14 protein-coding genes are annotated in these 20,811 nt (G+C 51.0%); 10 read left to right on the top strand and 4 right to left on the bottom strand.

Features of this window, described 5'->3' with window-relative positions; translation table 11 throughout:
* Positions 1-38 precede the first annotated feature (38 nt).
* Positions 39-1,217 carry a DUF1624 domain-containing protein gene (locus ACTJJS_RS31490; RefSeq protein ID WP_440667810.1) on the top strand — a complete coding sequence of 393 codons (1,179 nt, stop codon included), beginning with the start codon at positions 39-41 and terminating at the stop codon, positions 1,215-1,217.
* 2 nt (positions 1,218-1,219) lie between these two features.
* Here the strand turns inward: ACTJJS_RS31490 and ACTJJS_RS31485 are convergent, their stop codons facing one another.
* Both ACTJJS_RS31485 and ACTJJS_RS31480 read right to left on the bottom strand, forming a co-directional pair.
* Positions 1,220-1,573, bottom strand: coding sequence for a hypothetical protein (locus ACTJJS_RS31485; protein ID WP_440667808.1), 354 nt, complete (start codon positions 1,571-1,573; stop codon positions 1,220-1,222).
* Positions 1,574-1,616: 43 nt separating this feature from the next.
* Complete coding sequence (locus ACTJJS_RS31480; protein WP_440667806.1) at positions 1,617-2,357, bottom strand: glycine-rich domain-containing protein; 741 nt, start codon at positions 2,355-2,357, stop codon at positions 1,617-1,619.
* A 101-nt stretch (positions 2,358-2,458) separates the two neighbouring features.
* Here ACTJJS_RS31480 and ACTJJS_RS31475 point away from each other — a divergent pair, with 101 nt between their 5' ends.
* The 7 genes from ACTJJS_RS31475 (at position 2,459) to ACTJJS_RS31445 (ending at position 14,094) form a co-directional block, all read left to right on the top strand.
* A complete protein-coding gene (locus ACTJJS_RS31475; protein WP_440667805.1) occupies positions 2,459-3,352 on the top strand; it encodes a hypothetical protein in 894 nt (297 codons plus the stop codon).
* Between the two features lie 151 nt (positions 3,353-3,503).
* Positions 3,504-5,924: an ABC transporter permease gene (locus ACTJJS_RS31470; protein WP_440667803.1), complete on the top strand. Its 2,421-nt coding sequence runs from the start codon at positions 3,504-3,506 to the stop codon at positions 5,922-5,924.
* Between the two features lie 21 nt (positions 5,925-5,945).
* Entirely contained in the window at positions 5,946-6,989 is a 1,044-nt protein-coding gene (locus tag ACTJJS_RS31465; RefSeq protein ID WP_440667801.1) for an alpha/beta hydrolase family protein, read from the top strand.
* Positions 6,990-7,117: 128 nt separating this feature from the next.
* Positions 7,118-7,684 carry a TetR/AcrR family transcriptional regulator gene (locus tag ACTJJS_RS31460; protein WP_211092812.1) on the top strand — a complete coding sequence of 189 codons (567 nt, stop codon included), beginning with the start codon at positions 7,118-7,120 and terminating at the stop codon, positions 7,682-7,684.
* Between the two features lie 33 nt (positions 7,685-7,717).
* Positions 7,718-8,962 (top strand): MFS transporter, encoded by a 1,245-nt coding sequence (locus ACTJJS_RS31455; protein ID WP_168874990.1) that lies wholly within the window; start codon positions 7,718-7,720, stop codon positions 8,960-8,962.
* A gap of 444 nt (positions 8,963-9,406) precedes the next feature.
* Complete coding sequence (locus tag ACTJJS_RS31450; protein WP_168874991.1) at positions 9,407-12,418, top strand: SusC/RagA family TonB-linked outer membrane protein; 3,012 nt, start codon at positions 9,407-9,409, stop codon at positions 12,416-12,418.
* A gap of 2 nt (positions 12,419-12,420) precedes the next feature.
* Entirely contained in the window at positions 12,421-14,094 is a 1,674-nt protein-coding gene (locus tag ACTJJS_RS31445; protein WP_440667799.1) for a RagB/SusD family nutrient uptake outer membrane protein, read from the top strand.
* Between the two features lie 82 nt (positions 14,095-14,176).
* On the opposite strand, the gene ACTJJS_RS31440 is transcribed toward ACTJJS_RS31445, so the two are convergent.
* Positions 14,177-17,395, bottom strand: coding sequence for an AsmA family protein (locus ACTJJS_RS31440; RefSeq protein ID WP_440667797.1), 3,219 nt, complete (start codon positions 17,393-17,395; stop codon positions 14,177-14,179).
* Positions 17,396-17,533: 138 nt separating this feature from the next.
* Here ACTJJS_RS31440 and ACTJJS_RS31435 point away from each other — a divergent pair, with 138 nt between their 5' ends.
* On the top strand, positions 17,534-18,517 hold the full coding sequence (locus tag ACTJJS_RS31435) for a glycoside hydrolase family 43 protein (protein ID WP_440667796.1): 984 nt from the start codon (positions 17,534-17,536) through the stop codon (positions 18,515-18,517).
* 4 nt (positions 18,518-18,521) lie between these two features.
* Here the strand turns inward: ACTJJS_RS31435 and ACTJJS_RS31430 are convergent, their stop codons facing one another.
* Positions 18,522-19,790, bottom strand: a complete 1,269-nt coding sequence (locus ACTJJS_RS31430; RefSeq protein ID WP_440667795.1) for an MFS transporter — start codon at positions 19,788-19,790, stop codon at positions 18,522-18,524.
* Between the two features lie 132 nt (positions 19,791-19,922).
* On the opposite strand from ACTJJS_RS31430, the gene ACTJJS_RS31425 reads away from it, so the two are divergent.
* Positions 19,923-20,810 (top strand): LysR substrate-binding domain-containing protein, encoded by an 888-nt coding sequence (locus ACTJJS_RS31425; protein ID WP_440667793.1) that lies wholly within the window; start codon positions 19,923-19,925, stop codon positions 20,808-20,810.
* Position 20,811 lies beyond the last annotated feature (1 nt).

Below are 20,811 nucleotides of genomic sequence, written 5' to 3'. Positions count from 1 at the left end.
CTGCTACCGAACGGGCTGACACTTTTAAAACTGTCCACATGAACACAACCTCTCCTTACAGGGTAGCTTCCATCGACGTGCTGCGTGGCCTGGTGATGGTGATCATGGCGCTGGACCATACCCGAGATTTTTTCCATCGTACGGCCATGACGGCAGATCCGCTCAATCCGGCCACTACTACAACGATGCTGTATTTTACCCGTTGGATCACACACTTCTGCGCGCCGACCTTTGTTTTCCTCTCCGGTGTCTCTGCTTTCCTGGCGGCACAAAAGAAAACAAAAAGACAGGCATCGCTATTTCTGATCAAAAGAGGATTGTGGCTGGTAGTGGTGGAAGTAACGGTGATCACGCTGGGGCTGACTTTCAACCCCTTCTTTAACTTTGTGATACTACAGGTGATATGGGCCATCGGATGGAGCATGGTCATACTGGGGCTGCTCAGCTGGTGGTCGTGGAACGCTGTGCTGGCAGCAGGCTTGCTGCTGTTCTTCGGGCATAACGTGATCGACTATATGAAATTGCCTGCGGAAGGGCCGGCGTCTGTCATGTGGTTGATGTTGTTCACTTCCCGCGGCGGAATAGTGCCGCTTAATGCCACTCATTTGATAGGCGCATTCTACGCCATATTACCCTGGACCGGCATTATGTTGCTGGGCTATTGTATAGGGCGCTGGTTCACCCGGGATTTCCCGGCAGAGAAGAGAAGACAACGGCTTATTATCACCGGCACGGCGCTGATAGCCATGTTCGTGCTGTTGCGGTGGATAAATGGATACGGTAATCCTGTGCCCCGTAAGGTATATCCCGATCTTTGGTCCAACGTACTATCGTTTCTGGATACAAGTAAATACCCGCCGTCCCTGCAGTTTGCCGGGATGACCCTTGGGCCGGCTTTATTGGCGCTGGCGGCATTTGAAAGGCTGCAACAGGCGAAGAACAGTGTACTGGCGGTTTACGGCCGGGTACCTTTTTTCTATTACGTGTTACATTTTTACCTGCTACACACGGTGTTGGTGATCGTTTTTTTTGCGGCGGGATATCATCAGGGGCAGATAGCGCAGATACCGTTCTGGTTCCGGCCTGCCGATTTCGGATATGCGTTGCCGGGAGTATATCTTGTATGGGCTGCGGTGGTATTGGCTTTGTATGCGCCTTGCCGTTGGTTTGACCATTACAGGTCCACGCACCGGCAGTGGTGGTTGAGTTACCTGTAAAGTTAATAGGTGGGATGGCTGCCTGCGCGTAGCCAGAACGCTGTGATAATGGGGAATAACAACAGTAATATCAGATAGCCGACCGGCTTGTGGTGGTAGGCGCCCTGTATCAGTCGCGCTATCCCCAGCAGGAGACAGAGAGCATTGATCTGGCTGGCCAGGCGGGGATACTGTTGCCGTAACAACAGGATATTGCCCAGTGTGGCCAGTATCAACAGGCTGTAAAAACCAAGGAACTGCTTTCCTGCCAGGTGAAAAGGATTTAAGCGGTGATAATAGAAATTCAGGAAGATAAGGATGGCCGCGCCGCTGGCTGCCAGTAAGAGGTAGCTGGTTTGTTTTGAGATGGTCCGCATAAGTCATTTGTTTTAACGTGAAAGAGTGTTTACAGGTGATGGTTCAGCTGCCGCCGCAACCGCCGCATCCTCCGCCGCATCCGCTGCCACAGCTGCTGCCGCAACTGCTTCCGCAGGAACTGCCGCTGCTGCATGAGCTGCCGGAAGAGCCGTCGCCGCTCTCGCCTTTGATTTTTTTGCGGGCAGTATGAAAAGCCAGGAGCGCAAGTACTATCAGCCCAAATACTGTGTTACCGGGAGTACAGCCCGTCAGCAGCAGGCTAAAGAATAACAGAAGAGGCAGGAGCCGTGGAAAGAAGCGGGAGCGGGGGCTTTTTCGTGGAGAGTGTGGGGTGTTGTGCCAGATGTCATTAGGAGGGCTTTCGCCAAAAACGGTCTGATATGACCGAAGGGTTTCCTGGAACCAGTCGTTGTGCCTGGCCTGTTCCGGCGGCCCGCCTTTGGAGGGATGGTGGTGTAATTTCCGGCCGAGGACTTTTGTACAGAATTCTTCCCAGTAGTTCTCTGTGTAAAGCAGGTGCTTGTGCCATACCTGGTCGATCACATAGGAGGGCGAGGCGCCGGTAGGAGAGATGCAGCAGAGATAAATAAATTTACGGTACTCTGAAATGGCCCTGCCGGTGAAGTGTTCGTCCCAGTTGTTTTCCCGGGCCAGTTTTCGCGAGAAGGGAAGCGCTGCCGTGGGATCATCTAACTGAAATGCTGTAATCCCTTGCCATAGTGGGTCTTGCCTGAATGTGGTCCCTCCGCGGATACGGGGTGTGATGCTTGTGGTTGTTGTCATATGTTCGTTTTTTATTTGAAAGTAAATTCGCTTTTTCTCATAATACCGGAATCTTCTGATTATCTTACAGCGTCTTTTTTTCGTCTTAAAATCGTATTATTATGACTAGGGAAGAGTTGGTTAACCTGGAACGCCTGATGAATTACATCTCTTGGCATTTCCTCCGCAAGAAAGAATGGAAAGACGTCTCTAAAACAGAATGGGCGCATGTTGCGGGTGAATTTAACACCCTGTTGGACAAACAGCGGAAACAGAGAAAACTGTCAGTAGCGCCCCTTACTTTCGGGGACAATTATTTCTACGAGCACCTGATCATCAAAAAACTAAAGCCATGGAAAAACCGGACTGCCGTGGCCGCTATCAGCAGCCCTAATTTCTCCCGGCTGAATACCATTGCTAACGCGCTGGGGTATACGAATTACATCGATTTTATCAACACTGCTACTGAAGGATTTCCTTTCCATGAATTAAAAATCAATATCCCCCTGGCACCGGTCAACCATAAGCTGCTGGAACACCTGGTAGGCTACTGGTACTGCTACAATCGCAACCTGCCCATGCGTGACCAGGACGAGGGCGACCGTATCTGGCGTTCTTCCCTGGAAATATACCGTTCCGGCGATGAATACCTTGTAGAGCGCACCGGCCGCGACAACCACATGTATTATGGCAAAATCACTTCCTTTGCCAATTATCTCTTCATTATCATGAACAGCACCACTTTCATCCGGCAGCGCCATTTTGTGGGCCGGCTGAAAGATGTGGAAGACAAAATGAAACGCCCGGGCTTCCAGGTCAATGAGCTTTCTTTCATCAGTACCTGTGTGAGCTTCACGGAAGAGCCCATTGCGCTCTATGAAATTTTTGACCGCGTACATCATGCCCGCGATTTCGAAAAAGCATCGATAGACCTGCCCTTCGATAGCCCATTGCTCCCAAAACATATCATGACACACCTCAAAGACGTACGCGAAAACCGTATCATGGAACACTAAGCCAGATCCGGATTTCGAATGTCCAGAAATGGACAGCGCATGTTTTAAAACCGTACATTTATCTTGAAGTACAAAATCCAATATCTTGATTTTCAATGTATAAAAACATGGCATTGTCTTTTTACTGCAGTGACAAACATACAACTGTTCAATGATCAGGAACTACTTTAAAATCGCTGTCAGGAACCTTGCGCGCAGCAAGGGATATGCCGCTATCAATATTTTCGGACTGGCAGTGGCGCTGGCCACCTGTCTGCTGATCACACTTTTTGTGGTGGACGAGCTGAGTTATGACCGCTACCATCAGAAAGCAGACCGCATCTACCGCGTGAACGCGGATTTCCTGGTGAACGGTAATGCCTTTCGTGAGCGGTACACGCCCGCACAGATGGGCGCTACCATGCTGAAGGACTTTCCGGGCATCGAAAATTATGTAAGGCTGCGTGGTTTCGGAGAGCGTTCGTTCCTGGTCAAAAAAGGCAATGAAACGCTCACGGAACAGAATGCCGGTTTCGCTGACTCCACGCTGTTTGATGTGTTTACGCTTCCTATGATGGCCGGCGATCCCAAAACAGCGCTGACCAAACCTTATACGATGGTCATCTCCCAAAAAATAGCAGAGAAATACTTCGGTAAAACGGAAGCCGCTATTGGTAAGGTCCTGCACGTTGATAATACTGATGATTACCTGGTGACCGGCGTTATTCAGAATATGCCGGCGGCCTCACATATCCACTTCGATTTTATCAAGTCGATGGCCAGCCTGGAAGACAGCCGTAACACCGCCTGGATGGCTGACAACTACGACACCTACCTGCTGGTAAGGCCAGGCGTCAGCGAAGCCACCCTGCTCGGGTATCTCAAAACGCTGACCAAAAACTATATGGACGAGCCGCTGAAAAAAATGGTCGGCAGCAATATCGAAGAACTGGAAAGAAGCGGCAACCATTTTCGTTATGACTTATTGCCGCTCACTAAAATACACCTGCATTCTCCATTTACCAATGAAGTGGAACCGGGCGGCAATATCCAGTACGTATATATATTCGCGGTAGTAGCGGTATTTATTCTGCTGATTGCCTGCGTGAATTTTATGAACCTCTCAACTGCCCGCTCTGCCGGACGTTCAAAGGAAGTGGGCGTACGTAAGGTACTGGGCTCGCAACGCACCAATCTCATTACGCAGTTCCTGACAGAGTCCATGCTGACAACCCTGATCGCCGCATTGGCAGCGATTGTGCTGGCTTTACTGTTGCTGCCTTATCTCAATCAGGTGGCGGGCAAATCCATTACAGCGAACATGTTGCTGAATAAATGGCTGCTGCTGGGCATGCTGCTCACCGTTTTTGTGGTAGGATTGCTGGCAGGCAGTTACCCGGCATTCTTCCTTTCGTCCTTTGAGCCGATACAGGTGCTGAAAGGTAAGCTGGCCATTGGTTTTCAGGGAGGATGGCTGCGCAACAGCCTCGTGGTCTTCCAGTTCTCCACGGCCGTGATGCTGATCGTGGGTACGCTGATCATTTATAGTCAACTGAATTATATCCGCAACAAAAAACTGGGTTACAACCGCGAACAGGTGGTGGTACTGAAAAATACGGCGTCGCTCTGGGTACATGCCGAAACCTTTAAAGACGAAGTGTTGAAACTGCCGGGCGTACAAGCCGGTACCATGACAGACGTACTGCCGGTGTCCACTGTGATGAACACCAGTATTTTTTCCAAAGATGCAGCAGGCAGCGCCGGGCAGGTAAGTGGTTTGTTCGAATGGCATGTAGATGCGGATTATTTGAAAACACTCGGAATGCAGATCGCCAAAGGCCGGGATTTCTCACCGGATATTCCATCCGATAGCAGTGCCCTGCTGATCAATGAAACAGCAGCTAAATTGCTGGGTTATGGCGACCTGAATGACCGTTTCCTGTATGCAAATAATGAAGGAGGCAAACCGCTGCGGATCATAGGTATAGTAAAAGACTTCAACAGTGGCACCCTCCACACTAAAATACCGCCTATTGTCATGCGGCTGTCGAAACGGCCGGACATGATGGCTTTCCGTATCCATACCAGCGATATCCCGGCACTGATCAGCAACATAGAAGATAAGTACCACAGTGTGGCCGGTATGGAAGGCCAGCCTTTTCAATACACTTTCCTGGACGATGATTTCAGCCGGTTGTATGCGGCAGACCAGCGCACCGGTAAGATATTTATTTCCTTTACCTGCTTCGCGGTCCTGATTTCGTGCCTCGGTTTGTTCGGGTTGGTGACCTATGCTGCCGAGCAGCGTACCAAAGAAATAAGCATCCGCAAGGTGATGGGCGCCAGCGTGGCCAGCATTGTAGCATTGCTGTCCCGCGACTTCCTGAAGCTGGTGGCGGTGGCTATCGTAGTGGCGTCACCGTTGGCCTGGTGGATCATGGACCGCTGGCTGCAGGATTTCGCCTACCGTATCAGTATCGGATGGTGGGTATTTGCCGTCACGGCCTTCCTGGCCATCCTCATTACCATCGTCACCATATGCCTCCAGGCAATAAAGGCAGCGAGGGCCAATCCGGTGGTGGCGTTGCGTTAATACTTTTCGTATATTAAGGGTATGATGTTTCGCTTATACCGATGGGCCGGTTGTCTGCTTTTATTATGGCTGACGACCGGCTTGTACGCACAACCCGTAACCCCGGCGGATTATCACCTGAACGCTTATACGCTGCACGATGCAGCGTTGGGGGATGTCCGTTACTATATCTCTTCTGAAGGCCTTAACACTAAAAAACCACTGCTGTTACTCCTCGATGGCTCAGGGCACCTGCCACTGGCACTGCTGGTGAAGGAACCGCGGCGGATGGAGGTGATGAACACCTTCGACGCCGACCTGCTGAAACTGGCCAACCGCTTCCATGTGGTGATGATCAGTAAACCAGGCGTACCATTCTGCGATACCATACAGGTACAGCGTGACACAGTGACCATGGAGGATGTGGACCGGCTGCTGCCCATGCCTTATATCTACCGTCATAAAGGAGGCCTCGAATGGCGCGCCCAGGCAGCTTCCCGCGTGATCGACGCCGTTTGCGCGAAGTTTCCGATAGACCCTGCCCGCGTGTTGGTGTACGGTTATTCAGAAGGAGGGCAGGTGGCCCCGAAAGTGGCAGTGCTCAATAAAAGGGTGACCCATTGCGCCAGCATCTTCGGCAGCGGCCTCAATCAGCTGTACGACTTCATCGTGGATGCCCGCCAGGAAGCGATAAAAGGCCACATTTCCTACGCAGCGGCCCAACGGCGCGTGGATTCGTTGCTGCAACTGTTTGCAGATATCTATAAGAACCCACAGGACACCCGGCAGGAGTGGGAGAGCAATACCTGGCAGCGCTGGGCCAGTTATGGCGCAGAGCCGCCGGTGCAGCAGTTCACACAGCTGAATATTCCCTTGTTCGTGGTGGCAGGCATGCACGATACCAATTCCCCGATCTACAGCCTCGATTACCTGCCGCTCGAGTTCCTGCGCCTCGGTAAGAAAAACCTCACCTATAAAGTGTACCCCGTGGATCATTTTTTCCGGAACACGGCCAACCCCCAGGATGCCACCGACTACAAGTCGCAAATGCTGAATGCCCTGCTGCAGTGGCTGAAAGTACGCTGACGGAAAAATGCCATCTTATCTCCCGAAAAAAATTCTTTACCAAAAAAACATAAGTAAGCGAATATTCACTTATTTTTGAATCCTCAAACGTTTGTAGAAAAATCATGCGGACCCGGAACACGGAAAAAATGGAACTCGTCAGAAACATGACGATGCAGATGGTAGCGACCAATGGTATTGAAAACTTTTCAGTCAACAGTCTCGCAAAAGCCTGTGGCATCTCTGTCGCCACTTTGTATATCTATTACAAAGACAAGGACGATCTGATAACGCAGGTGGCCATAGAGGAAGGCACCCGGTTGTATGACGCTATTTTGAAAGACTTTGATCCGGACCAGTCTTTTGAAACAGGCCTGTGGCAACAGTGGCAAAACAGGGCATACTACCTGATGAAGAATCCGTTGTCATCATCGTTTATCGAAAAGATACACATGTCCAGCTATAGTGAAAAAGTAGGAGAGGCTATCAGTTCCATGTTCTATCAAAGTATGGTGCGTTTTGTGGATGGTGCTATAAAAAGAAAAGAACTTGTGCCGCTTCCGCCGGAAGCCTGGTGGTCGGTAGCGTTTGCGCCGCTGTACACCCTGCTGCGCTTTCATTATCAGGGACGTAGTATTGCTAAAAAACCATTTAAACTGACGGACGAATTGATCCGGCAAACATTTGAGGTCGTTGTAAAAGCTTTAAAACCATAATCTCCAGCCCTTATTTTCAATTATTAAACTACCATGCAAAAAGATACTACTAAGGTCCCCTTCACCGGGTATCAAAAATTTGTCGTGCTGATATTGGCGCTGACACAGTTCACCGTCATCCTTGACTTTATGATCATGTCGCCAATGGGTGACCTGCTCATGAAATCCATGGACCTCAATCCGAAGCAATTTGGTCTGGCGGTTTCCGCCTATGCCTTTAGCGCCGGGGCTTCCGGCCTGCTGACGGCCGGCTTTGCCGACCGCTTTGATCGCAAGAAGCTGCTCACATTTTTCTACAGCGGCTTTATCCTGGGAACTATTTTCTGCGGCCTCGCGCACACGTACCCTTTACTGGTGGCGGCACGTATCTTTACCGGGCTTTTCGGTGGCGTGATCGCTTCTATCTCCATGGCCATCATCACTGACCTGTTCGATATTCATCACCGCGGACGTGTGATGGGATACCTGATGATGGGCTTTGGCGCCAGCCAGGTGCTGGGCGTGCCCATCGGCCTTTTCTTCGCCAACCGTTACGGATGGTGGATGCCGTTCCTGCTGGTAGCAGGTTTTGCCCTGCTCGTAATGGTGCTGATACAGGTGAAACTAAAACCAGTGAATCAGCACCTGAAGGTACAGAGAGACAGATCTCCATTGGCGCACTTATGGAAAACTTTTGCCAACAGACAATACAGGATCGGTTATACCGGTACCGCGCTGGTGTCTGTGGGTGGCTTCATGATGATGCCCTTCGGTAGTGCCTTCGCTGTCAATAACCTCGGCCTTACCAACGAACAGCTGCCGGTCCTCTTTATGGTGTCTGGCGTAGTGGCACTGGTGGTACTGCCTTTGGTAGGTAAAATGGCAGACCGTATTGATAAATTTAAACTGTTTGCCATGAGTGCCGGTTGGATGATCATCATAGCACTCATCTACACAAGGCTTGGTCAGACGCCCTTTGTGATCGTTATGGCATGGAACGTCCTGCTGATGATCGGTATCCTGGGACGTAGCATTCCAAGTAATGCACTCATCAGCGCTGTGCCGCAAATGGAGGACAGAGGCGCTTTCATGAGTATCAATTCCTCCTTGCAACAAATTGCAGGCGGAGTTGCAGCTGCGATTGCAGGCATGATTGTCGTACAGAAAGATAAATACAGTCCGTTGGAAAATTATAACATTGTTGGTTATCTGATGACGGCACTCACCCTTGTCAGTATATGGACGGTGTATCGCGTGAGCGAGATAATCAAAGCCAGAATGCAGATGCAGAAAGCATAAGCGCGGAATCAAAAAAATAATTGTAAAGGTGTGTCCATATCGGGCACACCTTTTTTTTATTTCTTTTTCAGTTAGATGATCACCCAGGTTGACCTTGTTTTTCTTTCTTAATTATTAATAATCTGGTAACACGCTTCATTATTAAATCCTGTTTCCACGTTCTAGTTTTACAAAATCAATTTTATTACAAACCTGCTTATCAATGAGGAAAGTCACTGCGGTCAGTTTGCACTCGCATGGTGGATCTTTATGTACATCATCCTTCGGGCAATCGATTAAAAAACATATTTGTCACAACATCTTTATCAACCGAAAAGCCTTACAGATGTACGATTCCACGAATTGACAACTGAAACGCACGTCATTTGAATTTCTTCACGGGCATACATATACGCCCGGTAATCAATCATCATTTTCACACTAGCTAAATTAAAGCGCACTTTTATGAACAAATTTTATTTCAGTAGCCAGCTGCTGAATTTTTACGTAAAGGTTTTCTGTGCTTTTACGTGCATGGTCATATGCATCTGCCTCTTGTCACACGATGCGCACGCCCAGGGAAAATTCAGTGTCCAGGGTAAAATTACAGATGAAAAAAAACAACCGCTTCCCGGTGTCAGCGTATCTGAAGCCGGCACCAAGACAGGTGTTGTAACAGACGTTGACGGTCTGTACAAACTGGAGGTGAGCAGCTCCAATGCCACGCTGCACATCGCTTTTCTCGGCTACGACAGCAAAGATGTGGTAGTCGGCGGACAACACACTATCCATATTTCATTAGCACCGCAACTTCGCCAACTCAATGATGTGGTCATCACCGGTTACGGTAAAACCAGCAAGAAAAATGTGGTAGGCTCCATCTCCTCTGTCAGCGCCGGTGAATTCACACAAGGCGTGATCAGCAGCCCCTCGATGCTGCTGCAGGGAAAGGTGCCCGGTCTTACCGTCACAAAAAGCGGGAATCCTAACCAATCGCCAACGGTTATACTGAGAGGTCCCTCTACCTTACGCTCCGGTGCGCAGGAGCCTTTTTATGTGATCGATGGCGTGCCTGGCGCCCCCATCGACCTGGTGGCGCCCGATGATATTGCCACTATCGACGTACTGAAAGATGGTGCCTCTACCGCCATCTATGGCGCCAGAGCGGCCAACGGCGTGATCATGGTCACCACCCGCCGCCCTAAAACAGACCAGCTTCGCATCGCTTACAACGCATATGTAGGCATCGAAAAAGTAGCCAAACGCCTCGAAGTGCTTACCGGCGACGAACTCCGTAAATACCTCGCGGACAACGGACAGGTGCTGGCACCAGCCAACAACGACACTGTTCCGGGCACACAGAAACTGGTCAATACCGACTGGCAGAACGAAGTACAACGTACCGGCGTTTCACAGAACCATAACCTGTCTGTTATGGGTGGCTCTAAAGCCACTACCTATGGTTTCAGCGTGAACTACCTCGACAACCCGGGCATCATCAAAGGCTCTGCCCTAAACCGTATGAGTATACGTGCCAATGTTGGTCAACGTGCCTTCAACGACCGTTTGCGCCTCGATTTCTCTGTGTTCAATTCTTCCACCAAACAGGACAATGTGCCAGACGCGGTATTGTACAATATGCTCAACTACCTGCCTACGGTGGCGGTTACACGTCCTGACGGCAGCTTCACGGAAGATTTTGCCGGCAACATCAGAGGCAGCAACAACCCGGTGGCACTCATCGCCAATAATAAAGACCAGACCAAATCTTCCCGCTTCCTGGCCACCGGCCTGGCAGAAGTGAAGATCCTGCCCGGTCTTACCTATACCGCCAGCCTCACCACACAGCGCGAACAATTTAACCGCAACGTATATTACAACAGCCTCTCCGTACTCGCCAAAGGCAACGGCGGTAAGGCCAATCGTATCGCCTGGGCGAATACCCGTAATATCATCGAGTCTTATTTCAACTACGATAAGACCGTCGGAAAACACAACTTCAAAGTACTGGCAGGATACTCCTGGCAGGAAGACCGCAGCGGCGATGGTTTCGGCGTAACCACCCAGGGCTTCGGCAGCGATGCGCTCTCCTGGAACAACCTCGCCCTCAGCAATCCGCCTGCCGGCACAGTCGTATTCGATAACTCCGCACAGACCACCCTCACCACGCTGCGCCTCATTTCCTACTACGGCAGGATCAACTACCAGTACGCAGATAAATACTACGTACAGGCCTCCCTGCGTAATGACGGCTCTTCCGCTTTCGGTAAAAACAACCGCTGGGGCTATTTTCCCGCTGCATCAGTGGGATGGCGTATCAGCCAGGAATCGTTCCTGAAAACCGTACGCGCGCTGGATGACCTGAAACTCCGCGTGAGCTACGGCATCTCCGGTAACTCCCTCGGCTTCGATCCGCTCACGGCGCAACTGCAATACAGCACCGTAGGCCGTTACTATGATAACGGTCAGCTGATCAACGCCATCGCGCCGGTACAAAACGCCAACCCTGACCTGAAATGGGAACGTACCGCCATGTTCAACGTGGGCGTGGACTTCACTCTGCTGAAAGGTAGACTGAGCGGCGCTATCGACTATTACGATAAACAAACCTCCGACCTCATCTGGAACTACCCGGTGTCCACTACGCAGTACATCGCCACTACCTTGCTGGCCAACGTAGGCAAAGTGAGCAACAAAGGCGTGGAGATCGTGCTGAACGCAGATGTGATCAGAGGAAAGAATTTCACCTGGAGAACAACTGTCAACGCTTCACATAATACCAATAAAATCAGCTCGCTGGCCAACGATCAGTTTACCCTGAAAGATATCCCCACTGCTATCCTCGGTGGTAAAGGGCAGTCAGGCAACTGGAGCCAGAAAGTGCTGGAAGGTCAGCCTATCGGCACTTTCACGCTGTTCCACTACCTCGGGAAAGACAAAGATGGTATCTCCACCTATCAGAAAGCTGATGGCACCGTTACCACTTCGCCCAGCACCGCTGACCTGATGGTGGCCGGTTCCGCGCAACCGAAAGTAACCTACGGATGGAGCAATACCTTCCTCTATAAAGGTTTCGATCTGACCATTTTCATCCGTGGCGTGTCCGGCAACAAAATCCTGAACGCTACGCTGGCAGCCATCAATACACCGACCGACGCTAAAATGACCAACATCTCCAAATTCACGCTGGGAGAGTCTTACAACGATAAAAATTCCTTCCTGATCTCTGACCGGTTCCTGGAAAATGGTTCTTATCTCCGCATGGACAACCTCACCCTGGGTTATACTTTCAAAACGAAAAGCCAATACATCCAGTCCATTCGTGTATACGGTAACGTTAACAACGTATTTACCATTACCAACTACAGGGGTATTGATCCGGAAATTGACCTCGGCGGCCTTACACCGGGTATCGATGTACGTAACTACTATCCGAAAACCCGTTCCTTCATTTTTGGTGTGAACGCTACTTTTTAATCATGAACGTTAAGCTACTGATGAATATGAAACTGCATAAATTACTGAATATAACCCTGGCAGCGGCCGTGGCCCTGTCCGGATGCCGCAAGCTGGATGTGGACGTGGAATCCCGTTACACACCCGGTAACTTTCCCACCAACAACGCTTCCTACGCAGCGGCCGTAGGCGCGGTATATGCCCAGCTGGCCAACTCCAAATCCGGCGACGCCACCTATTTCATGAACGGTACCGGTTTCAGCTACGGCGTGGACTACTGGATGCTGCAGGAACTGAGCACCGACGAAGCCATCATCCCCGCCCGTGACGGTAACTACGACGACGGTGGTAAATACCGCTTCCTGCACCTGCATACCTGGACCGGCAACCTGCCTTTTGTGATTAGCTCGTGGCAATGGGGCTTCGGCGGCATCAACATCGCCAACAACGCGATGAACCTCGTCAAAAGCCTGCCGGATGGTCCGCAGAAAAATACTGCTACCGCTGAACTGAAAGCCATGCGCTCTTTGTTCTACTTTTTTATGATGGACTCCTTCGGCAACGTCCCCATCGTAGATACGTACCCGGTAGCCTCCCTGCCGGAAACCAAACCACGCAAGGAAGTCTTCGCCTTCATCGAAAGTTCGCTGAAATCCGCGCTGCCTGATCTGCCCACCAAAGTGGACGGCTCTACCTATGGCCGCGCTACCAAATGGATGGCATTTGCCCTGCTGCAGAAAATGTACCTCAACGCGGAATACTATACCGGTACGCCTCGTTACACAGACGCAGTGGCCATGGCAGATAGTATCCTCGTCAACGCGCCCTACACGCTGGACGGCGATTACAGCTCGATCTTCAAACCGGACAACGGTCCGCAGGTCCGGGAAACCATCTTCGCCATTCCCTATGACGCCAATCTCATCCCCGGTTGCCACTTTACCCGTTTCGGCCTGCATCCTTTCCTGAAAGCGAAGTTCGACCTGCCGGACGCTTTCGGCCCCAGCGTGGCACTCAGCACCATCGCCGATTTCTACGCTTTCTTCAACCTGCCCAACGACGTGCGCAACAACACCTGGCTGGCCGGTGGGCAATACAATAAAGACGGTTCAAAAAATATCGTCCGTACCAGCACCAAAACACTCGATGCCTCCTCCCAGGGACCTGACCAGCCTATCGACTGGTGGGTGACCATCACACCGGAAATGAAACTCAAACCCGGCGGCGAGGGAAAACTGGACGTGGGCAACGACCTGCTGGGACAACTCAAAGGAGTTCGCTCTATCAAATTCTATCCCGACAAAAACATCAATACGTCCACCCGCTTCCAGAACAACGATATGCCCGTGTTCCGCCTTTCTGATGTGCTGATGATGAAGGCAGAAGCGATCCTTCGCGGTGCTGCGCCTACAACGGTGAACGGGGAACTGCAAACGGCCGATGTGCTGGTAAATAAAATCCGCAGCCGTGCCGGCACCATACCGGTGGCCGGTATTACGCTCGACGACATGCTCGTGGAACGCGCCCGCGAATTTGCCTGGGAAGGATGGAGAAGAAATGACCTGGTCCGCTTCGGTAAATTTGAAGGCCAATGGGGCTTTAAACAGAAAGACAATGACGTGTTCCGCCGCATATTCCCGATCCCGGAAATTGAACTGGCACTGAACCCTAAACTGACCCGTAACCCGGGATATTAGGCCATTTAATCATTTAGTCATTTAAATATTTAGGGGGCTGTTTATCATAAACGGCCCCCTAAATATTTAAATGACTAAATGATCAAATGTTCCTGGCTTTGCCAAGACCCACACGGTACTTGTCCGGTGTGCCGGAAATATGGATATGCATAAAACGGCCCTTTTTGCCTTTGTCCACGCTTTCGATGGCGTCTACCTGGTCAGCGTCCACTTCCTCCCGCTTACGGCCAAATAAGGCCTGAAAACCCACCTGTGTCACCATCCGCATGGGCACGCGGAGGTAATAGTTCATTTGCAGGTCCAGCGATTGTTTGCCCGCCACTTCTATATATCCCAATGAAGAGTTGATGTTCATGTTGGGTATTTCCAGGGTCCCGTTTTTAAAGGTCAGTTTATTCCGCAGGGTGTCAAATCGCACCATGCGCAGGTTTTTGTCCTTGAAATAGGAGGACATGGCCTGCATTGGCCCGAAATCCATCAGTACGCCGTTGTGGATCTCTACGTCCATCTGGGCGGCAGTTTCGCTTAACACGGGCGTCATGTCCGGATGCAGCCGCACATGACTTTTGATATGTCCGGAGAGCCTGCCTTTCAGGTTATTGTTGAGCACCATGTCCTGCCCGAAGTTGTCAAACTTCAGCAGCATCCTGGTCATGTCCACACTGTCGAGCCGGATACCACTGCGGAAATAGAGTTTGGCGGGGTCGGAGGCATTAAGGACGCCACGCATCCCGATATGGCCGCCGGCCATCCGTACGGAAATGGTGTCTACCTTCACGCGCTGGTCTTTCTGCATATGCACATTGGCCAGTACTTCCTTCATCCACAGCCGTTGATAGCGTATTTTTCCGATGCTGACCTGCGCGTCAAAATTACTGAAGGGGATTTTGAAGATATTGAAGCCTGCGGCATGCAGACTGTCGTTTTCCCGGACGGTAGAGGGTTTGAGCGGTGCTTTGGCCTGTGCGGTATGATCTGCGAAGTCATAGTTCATCAACTCGTCCACATTCAGGTATTGTGATTTGAAGCTGAAGAAATTGTTGCGTTCTTTGCCCTGCCTGTCAGGCCCGGCATACAGCTTGAGGTTCATATCAAAATCAGTGGTGCCTATTTTACCGGTGAGCGTATCTATAACGAGATAACGGTTGGCGCCATAACGAATTCTCCCCTTGATATTTTCCAGTTGTATCGGATGTTGTTTGAGCGTACCGGAAATATTGGCGATATGGGCGTCTACCCGTTTGAAGACGGTGTCATAACGCATGTTGAGCCTGGCCCTTAACCAGAGTTTTCCTGCTTCTTCATACCAATAGCCCTGTGGGATGAACTTGCGCCCGCGCGGGCCGATCAGATCGTTGACGGCGATACGGTCCGACTTCAGGTCGAACGCCAGTTCGGTACGGCCTTTTTTGATTTTGTTGAACCAAAGCGGGTAGTTATTGAGCCTGGCTTTAAAGGCAAAGCCGCTGCTGTCGATATGACCGCTGAAGTTGCGTATCAGCAGGCTGGTATCGTTGATGGTGATGTCTGCGCCGAAATCATGCAGCGCATGCGGATATTGTTTGAAGGCCGCGCCGAGGTTGGTCAGCCGGAAAGTTCCTCTGGGCAAGGGGTTGGGATGCAGCAGTTCTTTGACTGACGTCTCCAGCGCCAGGCCGATATGGAAACCGGAAATCACTTCCTGCCTTAGTACTTTATGGGTACTATCTGCCAGCATCAGTTCCCCGGGATGAATGGCATCCCCGGACGCCCTGAAGGTGATGGCGATGGGCTTCTGTTGCGCGTGGAAGATGGCAGGCAAGTCGCTGACAGACCCACTGGCCTTTATATCGGAGCTGCCTATACGAAAAGCGATGGAATCGAGTTCCAGTCTGCCGTTGCGCAGTTGCGCGTGCAGGTTCATTTTGCGAACGGGCAGGGGATAGTTGGGTATACGGAATTCCAGGTTGCTGACGGTCAGCTCGCTTTGGACGCCTTCTTTCAGTTTGGCCAGCTGTTGTTCAGGAAGATGGATGTCTACCAGTTCCTTGAAGTTCATGTTCAATGCGATCTGTCCCTGCAGCTGTTCCAGGTCTTTGATGCCCAGGAACTCGCCCACAAACTTCAGGTCCAGCTCGGAATATACCTGCATCACGATTTGCGGGTCAGTGAAGTCTTTCATGACGAAATTACCTCTGAAAACACCCTGTCCCGGCCTGGCATTGATGCCAAGAAGGTGCAGCTCGGAAGTTTTCAGCGTATGGGCGTCGCCGTTGGTATAGTACCCTTTGAAGCCCAGTGAATCTACCTTACGGTCGATGTTTTTGTTCTGGAACCATACATTTTCGCAGCCGAAATTGACCCTGATAGCGGGAAGCTCGTTTTTTGAGAGTTTCCCTTTGACGGTGCCGTCGAAAAAGATGCGGCCGTCGCGGCGGTATTTTTCCATCATCGTGGCGATGTCGTTCGGCACCAGCGCAAAGAGGAGGTTAAGGTCTGGCCGGTCGCCTTTAACCTGTAGGTCCAGCCATGTTTCTTTGCCCAGCACGGCGTTGCCGGCCAGCGAGAGACTGGCATTTTCCAGTTTGACGGTACTGGGCGAGAGGAACAGCTGGTTTTTACGGAGGTCGTAGTTGCCTTTCAGGTCCAGCGACACTTTGCGGTTGCGGAACAACGTGCTGTCGGTGCGGCTTGTGAAATCGAACAGCATTTTACTGTCCAGTTCCAGCGCCATACTGTCGCCCTCCATCTTAAAAGAGGTTTTCATTTTATCAATATGGGACACCATTTTCCAGCCGGACACGGCGTCCAGGTAAGTCACATCGATATTTTTCAGGATGACCCTTTTCAGGTCGAGGCTCAGTGCTTCTGCGCTGTCGGCGACGGCAGTAGCCACGCTGTCGGACTTAAAGGCATGTGCCTTGATCAGGTCTACTTCGCCATTGGCGGCACGGGCAATATGTACGTTACCGTTAGCCACTACAACGATACGCACCTGGTAGCGCCCCCGCAGAAGGTCTGGGAGACTGAAACCGGCATACAGCCTTTCCACTTCGTACAAAGGTTTCCCGTCCATGCGTTTGTTGGCATAAAAACGAACATGGTGTAAGGCAATGGACACATAGGGGAAATTGCTGAAAGGAGAGATGCTGCTTTTCTCCAGCACCAGTTCACCTGCAAATTGTTTATTCAGCTCGTCAACTGCCAGTTGGGTCAGGCGCTGTTGCTGACTGTACAGAATACCACCTGCGATGCCGGTCAACAGCAACAAGGCAGCCAGCGATATCAGCACCACACGGATGATTTTTTTTCCTGCTTTCATGTTAAAGGCCACTCTGAGGCGTAAAAATATTTAAAATATGCGCGGGGTGTATATGGACGGATGTTGGGGATGTGTTAAAGTTTTGCAGGATAAGTAAAGTTGCTTTATTATTTTTAGCGGTGATGAAAATCTGATCGTATGATGAAAAAATATGCTGCTCTGTTGGCAGCCACCACACTGGCTTTGACGCTGCACGCACAGGAAACGAAGTTACCGGGCCACGCCGGCAACCCGGTCATACCTGGATGGTATGCCGACCCCGAAGGCATGGTGCTCGGTAAAAAATACTGGATATTCCCCACTTTTTCCGCGCCGTATGAACAACAGGTGTTTTTCGATGCTTTTTCTTCCGATGACCTTGTCCACTGGAAAAAACATCCGCATATCCTGGACTCTGCCGCCGTCAAATGGGCTAAACGCGCAATGTGGGCGCCCGCTGTGGTCCAAAAAGGGAAACAGTATTTTTTCTTCTTCGGTGCCAACGATATTCAGCATAATGGTGAACGTGGCGGTATAGGCGTGGCCGTAGCCGACAAACCGGAAGGCCCTTACCGTGATTATCTCGGCAAACCGCTGGTGGACAGTATCTTCCATGGCGCTCAACCGATAGACCAGTACGTGTTCCGGGACAAAGACGGAGCTTATTACCTGATCTATGGCGGATGGGGGCACTGTAATATCGCCCGGCTGAAAGACGATTTTACGGGCTTCATACCGTTTGCTGATGGTACTGTTTTCCGGGAGATAACACCCGAAAAATACGTGGAAGGACCTACGATGTTTATGAAGAACGGAAAGTATTACTTTATGTGGTCGGAAGGTGGCTGGACCGGCCCGGACTATTGTGTGGCCTATGCCATCGCCGACAGTCCTGTCGGGCCTTTTAAACGCATCGGTAAAATCCTGGAGCAGGACGAAACCATCGCCAGGGGCGCAGGGCATCACTCAGTGATTCACAATGCCAGGCACGACCAGTGGTTTGTCGTGTACCACCGCCGACCGCTGGACAAAAAAGGAGCCAACGAAAGGGAAACCTGCATCGATAAAATGGAATTTAATGCAGATGGTACCATCCGCCCGGTAGTGATGACCAAAGAAGGCGTTGCCGCGCTGAAACTCTGAGTGGTCAGGCGCGGGCGCTGTTGCGGTCATTGGTCAGCATCTTGCCGGACGATGGAAAGATGCCGGGGGCGGCAGGCTGGTTTTTTCGGCGATGCTGCACAAATACAATAGTGGCGGCAATACCTGTCAGCCCGGCAATGCATACGGTCGCCCGCGGGCCTATCCACTGGGCCATCAAGCCTGTCAGCAGACTGCCGATAGGAATCATGCCCTGGTAGGCCATGATGTAGTAACTGATCGCCCTGGCACGCATGGCCGGAATGGCGTGTGTCTGGATATAAGTATTGATGGCCGAGGTCTGCGCCATCATGCCTACACCGGACAAAGTCATGAATAACAGCGCCAGTGGCAGCCAGCCGGCATAGGAGAGCAACACCAGGCTCAAACCAAATATCAGGCTGGAGGTGATCAGTATTTTGACCAGGTCTTTACCGGCTTTTAATTGCGCCATATAAATGGCCGCCGCAATGGAACCCAGTCCGGCAGCGCTTTCAAACCAACTGAAAGTCCTCGCGCCGCCGTTAAAAATATCCTTGGCGAAAATAGGCATCAGGGTGTTGAAGGGCATCACCAGCAGACTGCTGGCGGTAAGCATCAGCAATAGGGAGGAAAGGTCCCTGTCATGGGAAATATATTGCCATCCCTCTTTCAGTTCTGCCCAGATACTGCGTTCTGACTTCACGATCACGGGCAGGTCCATCTTCATCATAAACAACGAAATCAATACCGGGACATAGCTGAGAAAGTTACCGGCAAAACAGATATCTTCCCCGAAGGTGCTCAGCACAATTCCTGCCAGCGCCGGACCGGCAATACGGGCGAAGTTGGCCATAGTGGAGTTGAGCGCAATGGCATTGGGAAGGTCCTCCTTGTTTTCTACCATTTCCATCATCAGAGACTGCCGGCAGGTAACATCAAATGCGTTGATGATGCCCTGTACGAGCGACAGGAAAATAATGCCGGGAATATTGTAAAACCGCAACAGGATCATCAGCGCCAGCGCGCCTGCCTGCGCCATCGAAATCACCTGTGTGATGATCATCAGGCGGTAACGGTTATGGCGGTCAATGTAACTGCCGGCATAAGGTGACAGGAAAAGGGAAGGAATAAGGCTGACAAAACTGACCACACCCAGTAGTACCGCGGAATTGGTTAACCGGTACACCAGCCAGCACGCAGCTGTTTTCTGCATCCAGGTACCTATCAGGGAAATAGATTGTCCGTAAAAAAAGAGCCGGTAGTTCCGGGATTTTAAAGAGCGAAATACATCCATCAAAAATTTATTTATGAAAGCGGGAATGCCAGGCATTCCTTTTAATAATCTGATGGTGCAAATTTCGGTCAGATCGATATATTTGTAAAATAGATTGTTTTAATGATATCCATTGGTACAAACGATTGATTTATGGAACTCCGGCAACTGGCTTATTTTGTGAAAGCCGCGGAAACAGCTCACTTTACGGAGGCCGCAGCGGCCATGTATATTACACAGTCCACCCTGTCGCAGCAGATCAAGGCGCTGGAAACAGAACTGGGCATGCCGCTGTTTGACCGTGTGGGCAAACACGTGCAGCTCACGGAAGCAGGCAGTATGTTCCTGCTGCACGCCCGGCAAATACTCCTCGATGTGGAGAAAGGCAAACAGGCGATAGAAGGACTGCAAAATCTGCTCACCGGCGAGCTGCGCATCGGCGCCACCTACGCTTTTACCTCGCTGCTGCTGCCGGCATTGACGTCCTTTCCGGAGAAATATCCTGGCCTGCGCATCTTTGTGCATTATGGCAACACGGAAGAACTGGAAAGGAAGCTGCGGTCGTCTGAGCTGGATTTTGTCCTGGCGTTTCATCAGCTGACGCCGGGCAAAGAGTTTGAAAGCCAGGAGCTGTTTATCTCCAAAGTAGTGATGGCTGTCTCTAAAAAGCATCCTATGGCGCAGCTGAAAGAAATCAACCTGAAAAGCCTGGACGGGATGGAGATGATCCTGGCCTCGAAAGGCTTTAGCTCCCGCGATTTCCTCAGTGAGGTGCTGGAGAAACACAAAGTGTACCCTGCTGTTAGAATTGAGCTCAATGATGTGCATGCATTGCTGTCTATGCTGGAAGGCGGGCATTGGGTAACGTTGCTGAATGAACGGGCGCTCAACGGCTGGAAAAACCTGGTGGCGGTGCCTATCGCTGGCAAAGCCTTGCTGCGCAAGGCTTATGTGCTCTGGCAGAAAGGGACCTACCGCAAAAAGGCGGCAGACCTCTTTGTGAAGGAGCTGTTAAAAAGCATAGAAAAACAAAAGCAGTAGT

Origin of the sequence: Chitinophaga sp. 22308, assembly GCF_052045305.1 — a bacterium.
GTDB classification, from domain to species: Bacteria; Bacteroidota; Bacteroidia; order Chitinophagales; family Chitinophagaceae; genus Chitinophaga; species Chitinophaga varians_A.
Note: the sequence above shows the minus strand (reverse complement) of the source record. Positions and strands in the feature narration are given on the sequence as shown.

Coding starts and splice junctions, on each gene's coding strand:
- ACTJJS_RS31490 (WP_440667810.1), top strand. CDS start 39: ATGAACACAACCTCTCCTTACAGGGTAGCTTCCATCGACGTGCTGCGT.
- ACTJJS_RS31450 (WP_168874991.1), top strand. CDS start 9,407: ATGAACAAATTTTATTTCAGTAGCCAGCTGCTGAATTTTTACGTAAAG.
- ACTJJS_RS31430 (WP_440667795.1), bottom strand. CDS start 19,790: ATGGATGTATTTCGCTCTTTAAAATCCCGGAACTACCGGCTCTTTTTT.
- ACTJJS_RS31425 (WP_440667793.1), top strand. CDS start 19,923: ATGGAACTCCGGCAACTGGCTTATTTTGTGAAAGCCGCGGAAACAGCT.
- ACTJJS_RS31475 (WP_440667805.1), top strand. CDS start 2,459: ATGACTAGGGAAGAGTTGGTTAACCTGGAACGCCTGATGAATTACATC.
- ACTJJS_RS31460 (WP_211092812.1), top strand. CDS start 7,118: ATGGAACTCGTCAGAAACATGACGATGCAGATGGTAGCGACCAATGGT.
- ACTJJS_RS31455 (WP_168874990.1), top strand. CDS start 7,718: ATGCAAAAAGATACTACTAAGGTCCCCTTCACCGGGTATCAAAAATTT.
- ACTJJS_RS31445 (WP_440667799.1), top strand. CDS start 12,421: ATGAACGTTAAGCTACTGATGAATATGAAACTGCATAAATTACTGAAT.
- ACTJJS_RS31465 (WP_440667801.1), top strand. CDS start 5,946: ATGATGTTTCGCTTATACCGATGGGCCGGTTGTCTGCTTTTATTATGG.
- ACTJJS_RS31485 (WP_440667808.1), bottom strand. CDS start 1,573: ATGCGGACCATCTCAAAACAAACCAGCTACCTCTTACTGGCAGCCAGC.
- ACTJJS_RS31470 (WP_440667803.1), top strand. CDS start 3,504: ATGATCAGGAACTACTTTAAAATCGCTGTCAGGAACCTTGCGCGCAGC.
- ACTJJS_RS31435 (WP_440667796.1), top strand. CDS start 17,534: ATGATGAAAAAATATGCTGCTCTGTTGGCAGCCACCACACTGGCTTTG.
- ACTJJS_RS31480 (WP_440667806.1), bottom strand. CDS start 2,357: ATGACAACAACCACAAGCATCACACCCCGTATCCGCGGAGGGACCACA.
- ACTJJS_RS31440 (WP_440667797.1), bottom strand. CDS start 17,395: ATGAAAGCAGGAAAAAAAATCATCCGTGTGGTGCTGATATCGCTGGCT.